An 11,204-nucleotide genomic window follows, 5' to 3' on the forward strand; every position below is an offset into this window, starting at 1 on the left:
ATCGGTTTTTTCATTTTCAATTCTCCATTTTTCATTTTCCATTAAACAATGGGTCTTTTATTCCCGCCTCTTCAAATGCTTTTGCCCGGAGAAGGCAACTATCGCAGGTGCCGCAGGGTTTTTCGTCGCCGCGGTAACAAGTCCAGGTGAGGCTGTAATCAACTCCTAAACGATTCCCCAAATGTACCTCGTCGGCCTTGGTCATGTGCATGAAGGGGGCGTGAAGGGTGATCTTCTGTTTTTTCTCGGCACCGAGAACGGTTCCCAAGTTTATGGTTTGTTCCATGGAACGGATGAATTCTTCCCGGCAATCCACGTATCCGGAATAGTCGACCTCGCTGACCCCAATAAAGATGTCGGTAATATCAAGAGCGTCGGCGTAGGAGGCTGCCACGGAAAGAAATACCATGTTTCGGGCGGGAACGTACGTGTCCGGGATGGTCGTCCGGTTTATATCCCCGTCGTGAATGTCCATCTTCTCGTCCGTGAGGGAACAGCCGTCCCATTGATTCAGCATGATTTTTACGAATTTGTGTTCTTTTACCCCGGCGGCTTTTGCCACGGCTTTTGCCGCTTTTATCTCTTTATCGTGTTTTTGCCCGTACTCGAAGGTGATAGCATATAATTCATCAAATCCTTGCTCTTGGGCAACGTATAGGGCTGTCGTTGAATCCAGTCCCCCGGATAGTAAAACAAGCGCTTTTTTCATGATCTTCCTTTCTCCTGTTATTTATAGTTGCAAAGGTAATATATTTCGGGTTACGATCAACAAGAAATGGAATGGGTAATAAATAAGACTTTTTGTCAGTTTTTTGAGCGTCGTGAATCTTGCCGTACGGTATTAATCCCGTTTGTTTTGGTCTTCCTGTCATTATTTTTACTTGTGTAAAACTTTTTTTGTTTACTATTTTTTGTTGACTAATTAGCTCTTATTTCACCTATTTATTTTATATTTGTCAGATACTAATATTTGAAAATCGAAGAGTGTTCATCTTTTTTAATGACTAATTCATATTTGATATGTTTGGAAAGAAAAAGAATGAAGATGACTCTGAAAAATTAATGAAAGTCAGTGCTGACAACCTGACAATGATTACAATAGGGACGATAGTGAAAGGGACAATCACTATTGCTGGAGGATTACATCTGGAGGGAACGTTAGAGGGAGATATTATTTGCAAAGGGAAAGTTGTGATTGGTCCACAAGGAAAAGTCAAGGGAAATGTGAACTGTGACACCGCGGTGTTGTATGGTTTGTTGCAAGGAGATGTTCGTGCGACGAATGAACTGTACATGAAATCCGGGTGCATGGTAAAAGGTGATGTTTACACGCGTAAGCTGGAAATAGAGCCGAATGCCGGATTCGATGGTGTTTGTAATACCACCGGGATGAATGTCCCCGTGAAGGAAAAGAACACCAAAGTGGAAAAGGTCATGGTGGTGGAGGAGAAGTAGCCTTAGACTGGATTCTCTTAAAAATAGACTTTTAATTTTCTCCTGGTTTGGATGTACGATTTTACGACAAGTGAATGGTCGGTTGTTGAAATGTTTGCATAAATAGCTAATTGGCATATGTTTGATTATGTGTCGGTTGGGTTAAATTATAAAACACTATAAATTGAAATCTAAACAGATAGAAGATGAAACGAGAATTTTTAACACAGTTTATGGAGCGACTTATTGTCGAGTTGGAACGAGAGCAGCGAGATGGTACTGCTCATGTTTATCAGAGTACTTTGAAACGGTTGAAGAAATTTGCGAATGGGCGCGAAGTTAGTTTTAAGCAATTGACCCCGGAATGGTTATCTCAATTCGAGCGGAAATTGTTGTCCGACCAGTTGAAATGGAATTCTATTTCAACATATATGCGGACGCTGAGATCCGTTTATAACCAAGCGGTTGAACGAGGGATTGCCTCTTATATACCCCGTCTTTTCAGCCGGGTACATACCGGGATTGATTGTCAGGTGAAAAGGGCAGTTTCCCCGGAGGTGATCTGTCGGTTGATGACAGATAAAAAGCCTTTGCCTGAACGGCTTTCTTTTACCCGGGATATGTTTGTCCTGCTGTTTTTGTTACGCGGGATGCCTTTTGTGGATCTGGCATTTTTGCGTAAATGTGATTTGCAGGGGAACGTGATTGTTTATCACCGGCACAAGACGAGACGAAAACTGACTGTCGTGGTTTGCCCCGAGGCGATGGCCATTATCGAGAAATACAGGGATATGTATCCTGATTCTCCTTATTTGCTCCCTATTATTCAGGACCCCAAGCAGGACGAGTACCGGCAGTATTCCAGGATGTTGCGTCTGCATAACTACCGTTTGCGGCAAGTCGGGTATTTCCTGAAGATTAGAGAGCAATTAAGTACTTACGTGGCGCGCCATACTTGGGCAACCACGGCGTTACGACAGAATTATAATTCCAGCCTGATTTGTGACGCGATGGGACATTCATCGGTAAAGGTGACCGAGACTTATTTCCAGCGTTACCGGGAGGATGAGGTGAATCAATTAAATAATGCACTTGTGGCTTTTGTTCTATCCAAGAAAGTGTTGTGTTGAGAATAATATAGGAATTATGTGATGTCAAGAAGGTAAATGTCTGACAATTAGTCAGAAAAAAATCCGTTACTTTGTAGATAACGGAATCTTTTAATGAGTGCAAATTTATATATATATTTTTATTATTTCAAATAATGCGACGATTATTTTTCAATAGATGATAAAATAATTCAATTTTTTTTGAGTAGTAGTTTTTTTGGAGACAAAAAAACTATTACCCACCTTGATTTTCTAAAAGATGGGCGGAGTTCAGATCGCCTTTCCCGGACTACAAAAATTCATTATATAAATAATAACCCGCCGAAAGACCCCTTTTTATTTGAAATTTTATGTTTTACCGTTACCTACAAAGTAACGGTAAATTTAAATAGTGTGTAGTAAAAATTTTTGATGACATTCTGTCAGATTTCAAATGTTAGGTAATTTTAAAGAATGGGTTATGAAAAAAAGATTTAGTTTATTATGGTCATTGCTTGCAATGGTGGTAGTGTGTGCTTGTTCAAAGAGTGGTGGTTCGGATTATCCGGATCCGGAAAAGGCCGGTTTAACGTTTCAGGTTACTTTTGACAAAACCGGTATGGAAGGAAGAGCTCCACAATCTACGGCAATTCCGGAAACTTCATGGGCAAATGTCAAACAATTACAATTCTTTTTGTACAACGCGTCCGGTCAAGTGGTTTATTCAACGATCGTGAATCCTTCAAGTGCGTTGACTACTTTCACGTACACGGACGTACCGGTAGGTACCGGTTACACGTTAGTTGCTGTTGCGAACGTGAAAAGTTCTTCGGATGCAGTCACTACTTATATTGATGGAGGTACAACTCCAACTGAATGGACGATGTGGAATGTGCGCCAGAAGACTCTCTCGAATTTGGTGATAGAGCATGCAGATGGAGCTTTCCCGACGTTCTGTTCAACTAAACTGACTACCGCTGGTAATAGTGCTTATACGGAGCCGTCGGAGATCTTTATGGGATCTGCAACGGGTATAGATGTTGCAGCCGGAACGACGACTCCCGTGTCGGCCATTGCTCTGAAACGTGAAGTAGCCATGATGCGTGTTCGTTTGAATGTAAAAGATAGCGAAACGGATAATTTGAACACGGTTAATTTCACGCAGGATGCTTCTATCATGATTTATCGTTTACCGGATAACATGAAAATTGGGGCAGCAAATGCAGGTGGAGTGAGTGCAACGTCAACCGATGCCAATATATTGGCTATAAAGGACGGAACTATTTTTAACACGGCCGATCCTGCTTCAGGATATAACCCGAAGGTTATTCTGAAGGATAATTTCACGATGTGGAGAGATGTTATCGTGTGGCCGAATAATGGAGGACGTGCTATTAATGGAGCATCAACAGCAGACGCTTCTGTCGATCGTCAGTATTTTATCGTTGTTTCCGGACGTGGAAAAGCAGGTCATATTTTGGCAAACGGGGATGAGATGTCTACTGACGGTCCTGTTTATTGGTCTGGTTTGATTAAAGAGAACTTTACACCAAACACGATTCGTGAAGTGAACTTGACTTTACGTTCAGGAGGTACTACAGACGTGCCGACAAAACCTAGAGCAGAAGGTGGTTTGACAATTGGTGTTTCAGCTCCGGAAGCTTGGAGTAGTAATATCGTAGAATCAGCACTTACACTGTAAAAGAATTCCTTTTTATACACTCAAGATGATTTGCCTGGGAGCAGGACCTCTGCTCCCGGGGAATCTGAAATAAGTGTAAAATCAACAAAAATATTAAATATGGGAAAGAACAGACTTCTCATAGCATTTACGGGTGTGATTATCCTGCTCCTGCTCGCGTCATGTACCTATGATTATTTTAAAGATGAAACCAATTACCAGGTTTACGTACCCGAAGTGGTGGATAATAAGGTTAGTGACTGTCGTGTACTGGTTTATGACGAGACAGGAACATTGGTGGGAGCGCGTTACGAGGCTGCCCCGTGGAAAGATCCCCGTATGAGAGCAGGGTTGTTTAGTTTCAGATTACCCCCTGGTGAATATAAGGTCTATTGTTATACGAATACGGATAGTCTTTCATTTGTGGATGAACAACAACTGGAAACCTCTGCTTTTATGCTGAATAATAGCAGTTCCGGGGAGAATCATTACGTGCATCCTTCGGACGTGTTATTCCAGAAGTTTGTGCCTGTAATCGATCACCCGGGAATTTTGCGTACAGACACGGTGGAGTTGGAGCATTACACAGGAAGAGTAACCGTGCGTTTTAAGAATTTTCCGGGCGACGTGTCACGCATAGTAAACGTGCAATTGTTGGCAGAAGGGGCGTCCTCCGTGCAGTATTTGAAAAATGATACAATAGCTGGTCGGCAGACCCCGGATGATCATATGTTTCATTTCGGAGAGTTACCGGAACAGACGACTGCTGATTATCTGGAAGTGGATCATCGTTATTTACCGTCTGTTGAAGGCGAATTTATGAGGCTGAATTATACATTCCTGGACCGTGACGGTGTTGCCGTCAATCATTTACCGGTGGAAGTGAAAGATAAACTGACCGGTTTGCCACTCAGGCTATTGCATGGCCAGCGTATTATTATTGAAATCGATTCTTACGTCGTGGTCAAAGTTTCGATCGTGGGATGGAATGAAGATATTGAGAGTGGAAATACGAACATGGAATGATGTGATATTCATGAATAAAGAGAATAATATGAAACCAGTTGTACGATATATTTTACTTGTTTCCGTTTTGCTTTGTTTATTTGGCGGGGTACGGGCGCAAAGTGTTAAGGTAAATGTACCTTTATGGTTGACCGGTTCACCTAATATCGGTTTTGAGTACACGTTAACGCGACAGCTCACGGTGAATGCCGAGGGGGCGTGGTTACCGTATATGTTTAAGAAGAATGAAGAAGTTTTTCGAGTGTTAATGGGGGCCGCGGAGTTACGATACTATTGGAACCCGCAAAATTTTTACACGAATGATTCATGGGATGGGTTTTATATCGGTCCTTACGCCATGTATGGCACTTTTAATATCGGGTTGTTGAAACACAATGACCCGCTCCGGAGTTATCGCCGGAAAGGATGGGGGGTATCGGGAGGTATTACTTTCGGGTACAAATATGCTTTTAACTCCCGTCTGGCGCTGGATATGAATATCGGTGTTGGATATGCTCATTTCCAGTATGATAAATATAAACTAGGAGGAGAATACGTGAATTTCCCGTTGGAACTCAAGAAGACCAAGCAATGGATTGGTCCGACGAAGTTCGGCGTGAGTCTTACATACAATATATTCCGCTAGTGTTACAGATAAAATGTTGCTGAAAATGAGAAAAAAGAAGATACAAATTCTCTTGTCGGTTGCCGTGTTTCTTTTCCTGATGGATGGAGCGCTTCCTGTGAAAGCACAGGAACGTAAGCTGGGACGTGTGGAAAGACGGGCTGACCGTAATTTTGTAAGGCAGAAGTTTAATAAAGCGATGGCGCAGTATGAAACGGCTCTTAAAAAAGAAGAGAATATGCAAAATCAAGCCGCTCTTCATTTGAAGATTGCGCGCTTGTATTTCATGGTACGGGATTATAGCTGGGCTATCGGGCATTACGAGAAGGCGATGGAGCTGGAACGGAATTTATTCCTCGTGGATGACGTGTGTGACTACATAGATGCGTTGCGTTTTCAAGGTCAGGCACGGAAAGCCGAGGCGATCTGTCTGGATAATGCTTATCGAGATCAGTATAGCAGGTATCAACGCTACCAGAATACACTGGAGGCTCTTGCCATGCGTCATTCCGTGCAGGAATTCCCCGGATTCACGGCCAAACGGTTGTCTTTGAACACGCCGAATGCCGAGTTCTGGATTGGAAATTACGGGGAACAACCTTTCTATGCCATTAGTTACAGTAAGTTTAACGATCCCGGAAAGTTGTTTTTCCATCGTACTCACTATTACGAGTTGAAGGAGGCTGGGGAAAAGGTGATGTCACAGAAATCACCGAGATATTCCGATTATTTCCGGAAGATTCCGGTGGATTTGCAGAATGGACCGGTAACGTTTTCTCCGGATATGCAGGTGATGGTGACCACGGTGATCGAGTACGATAAAAAGAATGTATCGGTGGAGATGGTGGACAAAAAACATCGTCCTTTCCGTACTAAATTGTACTATTCCGTGATCAAGAGCCAGAGTAAACGTTTTGGAAGGTACATTCCGGTTTTCCCGCAAGACCCGGAAAATTCGTATGCTCATCCTTACTTGTTTAATGACGGGAAATCGTTGTTGTTCACTTCTGATATGCCGGGAGGATTTGGCGGGTTTGACTTGTACGTTGTTCATTGGGACGAAGAGACACAGGAGTGGGGAACCCCGATGAATTTGGGTGCGGATGTCAACACGGAAGGGAACGAGATTTTTCCCGTACTTTATGAAGGACGTCTTATTTTTTCCTCTAACGGGTTACCGGGTTTCGGAGGATATGACCTGTTTAATGCCGACTACGATCAAGAGGGAGTAGTTCCGGGCAGCGTGCGTCATTTTCCTTATCCGGTGAATTCGGTTTTCAACGACTATTTTATGTGTCCGCTGGATTTACGAACCGCTTATTTTGTTTCGGACCGGGAAATGGAGTCCCGGGATGATATTTATTATCTGCAAACCGAGGAAGATTTGGGGACCCTGCAGGGAGATCCTCATTTCGGAATGAGCGAGGAAAGCGCGATTCTGGGCGGGGCTTTATTACTGAACGGGACCACGGAATCGGTTACCAAGGAAACTATTTCAATAAAACGATATGCACCGGAAGGTTTGCTAATGACTCTTTATTTTGATTTCGATTCGGATAAATTGACTCGAGAATCCATTCAATGCCTGGAGCAGTTTATTAATGAAATGGGTTCCTATTATTTCTCTGAATTGAGATTTGACGGTTTCGCTGACGAAATGGGTAGTGACAATTACAACTATGCCTTGTCAGCAAGAAGGGCAAAGAGTGTTGCCGAGTTTTTACGGGATCATGGTGTCAATGTGGATTTCAATATAAAGGCTCACGGCAAGGTGAGACTTTCTCCGGAGGAGATGAAGGAAGAGATGGGAAATCAAGCGGAGGGAAATATTGACTGGATTCAGGTGAATCGTAAGGCGAGACGTGTTGAGATATATCATAAGAGGTAGAATTAAAAAGTAAACGATAATATGAAGAAGACGAGAATTCATAGAGTGTGGATATTGTTCCTGCTGAGCGTGATCACTTGTTTGCAGGTGAAAGCCCAGTATATGCCGGTGGTGTTCGATAAAGTATATGGTGATAAAAATCAGATTCAACTGGTTTGCCCGCTACCCGGTGATGAAGTAGCTTTAGTTGGTAAAGAAGGTCAAAAATATAACTTGACATGGGTGGAACGGGAAGGAGACGTGGTTTTTTCACTTCCATTGACAGGCTTTACCGCGGTGAACGAGATTGTGGAGTTGGATAACAGCCGGGTTTTGGTGGTTGGACAGTCTAGTGTGCCGAATGTAAAGGTAAAAAGGATAAAATTACTTTATGTGGACGTATCGTGGTGATTAATCGAGGCGGACGTATCGTTACCGATATTTATGCCGGGGATCAAGGAAGTAATTTTCTGAAAGGTATGCTGCTGCGGAGCGGGGCGTTTGTGGTGTCCGGTTCGGAGCCGAAAGGGGCGGACGGTCGTCAGGGAATCCTGTTGAAACTGGACCCGACGGGTAGCGTGGTTTACCAGTATAAAAATGCCGGGGGTGGTTATTGTGACCAGTTTGCGGTGATGGAAATTCGATTGAATACATTTGTGCGGCATTCTCTGCCGGAAAGGATAAGGAGCAAGCTCTCGTGGTTCGTCTGGATGATAAGGGAAAACCTTATTACATGACGACGATCCCGGCAAAACAGTTTGTCGTGACCGGGTTGAATGCCAATATTAATGACGGTTCGGTGCTTGTGATCGGTAATTCACCGACAGATGGGGGGATTATTTACAAGATTCGTCCGGAGGGGGACATCGTGTTTGCGAAGAATATGATTCCTGCCAACCAAGGGGCCACTATGCTGGATCATCTTCAGGTGGCCCGTAATGGTAATATTCTGGTTGGAGGTAGCGGAAGTCAAGGATATTATGCTTTGTTGCGTAATGACGGAACAGCCTTGTATTCGGGTACGTCCAAGGGGAATGTACGGGGAATCGGGATGAACCCGGCAACCGGGGAGTCCGTGGTGACGACATACGACATGGGCGGACGTCGAGGTACGTTTATACGTATTCACCCGACCGGGAAAGTGGAGTTCGAGCGTTCACTGGATGGTAATTTTGACAAAATGAAAGTAACCAACAGCGGGGAGATTTTATTGTTATCTTCTTCTGAAGGACGGGTTTGTATGTTTTCGTCCACGGGTGAAAAGGAGTTTGACCGTTACGTGACGGATAATAAACCGACGGCTTATCGTCAGGCGTATACTGCTTCATCCGGGGAGTTACTTTTCCTGGGAGCGGGAGGTCGTCTCGTGAAACTGGGACATGGTCTTTATGTTCGGACGTGAAGATCACGAAACCGGTGAATGGAATAGCCACGGCTATTTTTACCGTGACTCTGACCGGGTATGCCACGACGAAAGAAGGTGCGCCAATTCCGGTAAGCGTGGGATATGCTACCCAAGAGAAAACGGCTAATATTGCGAATAATTTTACACCGGTGAAAGGAAAGCTTTCGTTTACCCCGTCACGGGGAACGGCCGACCGTTATCTGGTAAAACAGGATATAGAGGTGTCCGTGAAAGCGAATAATTTGATCGAGGGGATGAAAGAGTTTGAACTCGTACTTTCGGATGCACAGCAAAGTTATCTGGTGAAACCCGTGGGTAAAGCGGTGATCGAGGATCAACAGGCTGTTGTTAAGATGGTTCGCACGGAACAGGAGAAGAGGGAACAAAAGATATTTTATACGAGCTTGGGTTGTTCAACCGGATGGAACTCCTTTAATGAATTCGACGGGAGCCAATATCATCGTGGATGGTATTTACGGGAAGGAACGGCTGATGCCCTTGATTTCGATATGGGATTAACCCCGAGAGTGATATTTGCCAATGGATCACAGAAATCATCGTTCTCGGTGAAAACGTTGGAGGATACCCGTTATGAATTACCCAAGACGGTCGTGATTAACTTTAATAAAGTACATTGTCTGAGTGGTTCGAACGTGGCTTTTGAAGGGGAGTTGTTGAGTTGTAGCGGGGTGGTTGTCGATCAACCGGCACGTTTAATGATAGCTTCCCTTGGCGATCACAGATTGAACAATAATGTTGTATCGGATTCTTCACGGTGTCTTTGGTGCGGGCTTCTGACGGGGCTTTGCTGACGAATGCTACCGGAAGTGATGTTATCGTGAATTGTGTGACGGTTCCTGATGCTTCGGCTAAAGAAGGTAAAGACTTTGTGTTTACGAATATGCATGATCTCCGCATCAGTGGTGACGGAAATCATAGTTCTGCGAACGTGTATGGTGTGGTGCTATATAGTACGGATGCAGCGGAAAAACAAGTGAAGTTGAAAATCAAGTCTGTAACTCAACCCACGGGCGCGCAACCGATCAGTGTTTCTGATGCAGAAGCTACGGCCGAGTTTACGATCCGTAAATAAACAAATTCTACTCCCTTCGGGGAGGTAGTGAATGAAAAAAGAGAATTATGGCAGGAAAATATATAAACATATTGTTAGCGGGTTATTGACTATTCTCCTACTAGCTTGCTCGGACGACAGGGATTCCTGTCCGGGCAAGCGAGTGGAGATCCTTTACTGACTTTCAACATGACGAGAGCGGGTGGGGATATTGTCAGTAAACACGTTGGTCTATCTTTTTGATGGAGATGGAGGTGATGCCGGAAGATTCAACCAGAAGGTTCAGAGGGTAACTTATGCCCCGGATCGACTGTCGATGACTGTCGCTGCCGGGACGTGGAATATAGCCCTTGTGACTGCCAATACTGATTTTAGTGGCGGCTTGATTCAACCTATGCGTAGCGCGGCTCGTGAAGATTTGAAGATGTGGGAGACCCGAACATCGGGAGGGGTATTACCTTCCATGCCGGAATTACGCACGGCCAATATCGATGGTCAATTGGTTATTGGCGGGCAGGATAATTCGGTTCCAGGAACTACTATATTGTCACGAAACGTGGCTCTGGTAAAGGTGGTTATCGCGGATGCGGGTGGATTGGACGTGAACGGGACGCATAATTTCGCATTGAAGGATGTGCCGACTACCTTGAACTGGGAGGGAGGATTATTCCGACTGCAAAAACCCCCAGGGTGAGTTCCGTGCCGATGACCGGGACTTTCCGGGTCAAGGATAGGTACCTCGTTACCGGGACACCAACGTAGTGACACGTTGTATTTTGTTATCCCGGCTCACAAGGGGAAAACGATTACCCTGTGAGTGTTAACCCGAAAGATACGACGGAGAGTCACATGAAAGTGAGTGTGGACTTGGCTTGTGAGGGGGAATTCGTTTTAAAAGACAGATGTTGTAATCCCGCGGGTGCCCCGTGTGAACGGTATATTACTTGTGCGTCTTCTGGGTAGGTGGAAAACTGGACGTGACGGCTGATGTTTGGGTTGGGAGGATGTGGAATGAATGCTGACCTGT

The 11,204-nt window shown here is 44.4% G+C and carries 7 protein-coding genes and 2 pseudogenes; 8 read left to right on the top strand and 1 reads right to left on the bottom strand.

Annotated features, from left to right (window positions below; genetic code table 11):
- Positions 1 to 31: 31 nt before the first annotated feature.
- Complete coding sequence (gene queC, locus F1644_RS22410; RefSeq protein WP_087420086.1) at positions 32 to 709, bottom strand: 7-cyano-7-deazaguanine synthase QueC; 678 nt, start codon at positions 707 to 709, stop codon at positions 32 to 34.
- Positions 710 to 1,020: 311 nt separating this feature from the next.
- Between queC and F1644_RS22415 the strand changes: the two genes are divergently transcribed.
- From F1644_RS22415 to F1644_RS22450, 8 genes and pseudogenes are all read left to right on the top strand, one after another.
- On the top strand, positions 1,021 to 1,455 hold the full coding sequence (locus tag F1644_RS22415; protein ID WP_087420087.1) for a bactofilin family protein: 435 nt from the start codon (positions 1,021 to 1,023) through the stop codon (positions 1,453 to 1,455).
- Between the two features lie 185 nt (positions 1,456 to 1,640).
- Positions 1,641 to 2,564 (top strand): tyrosine-type recombinase/integrase, encoded by a 924-nt coding sequence (locus tag F1644_RS22420; protein ID WP_087420088.1) that lies wholly within the window; start codon positions 1,641 to 1,643, stop codon positions 2,562 to 2,564.
- A gap of 439 nt (positions 2,565 to 3,003) precedes the next feature.
- Positions 3,004 to 4,224, top strand: coding sequence for a FimB/Mfa2 family fimbrial subunit (locus tag F1644_RS22425; RefSeq protein WP_118302872.1), 1,221 nt, complete (start codon positions 3,004 to 3,006; stop codon positions 4,222 to 4,224).
- A 99-nt stretch (positions 4,225 to 4,323) separates the two neighbouring features.
- Positions 4,324 to 5,229 (top strand): FimB/Mfa2 family fimbrial subunit, encoded by a 906-nt coding sequence (locus F1644_RS22430; RefSeq protein WP_118302596.1) that lies wholly within the window; start codon positions 4,324 to 4,326, stop codon positions 5,227 to 5,229.
- Positions 5,230 to 5,257: 28 nt separating this feature from the next.
- A complete protein-coding gene (locus tag F1644_RS22435) occupies positions 5,258 to 5,854 on the top strand; it encodes a DUF3575 domain-containing protein (RefSeq protein WP_087420626.1) in 597 nt (198 codons plus the stop codon).
- A 25-nt stretch (positions 5,855 to 5,879) separates the two neighbouring features.
- Positions 5,880 to 7,721: an OmpA family protein gene (locus F1644_RS22440; RefSeq protein WP_118302594.1), complete on the top strand. Its 1,842-nt coding sequence runs from the start codon at positions 5,880 to 5,882 to the stop codon at positions 7,719 to 7,721.
- A gap of 21 nt (positions 7,722 to 7,742) precedes the next feature.
- A pseudogene (locus tag F1644_RS22445) lies at positions 7,743 to 10,198 on the top strand (Calx-beta domain-containing protein).
- A pseudogene (locus tag F1644_RS22450) lies at positions 10,161 to 11,169 on the top strand (BACON domain-containing protein); the annotation flags it as partial. The pseudogenes F1644_RS22445 and F1644_RS22450, both read left to right, overlap by 38 nt.
- Positions 11,170 to 11,204 lie beyond the last annotated feature (35 nt).

Origin of the sequence: Butyricimonas paravirosa (assembly GCF_032878955.1) — a bacterium.
Classification (GTDB): Bacteria; Bacteroidota; Bacteroidia; order Bacteroidales; family Marinifilaceae; genus Butyricimonas; species Butyricimonas paravirosa.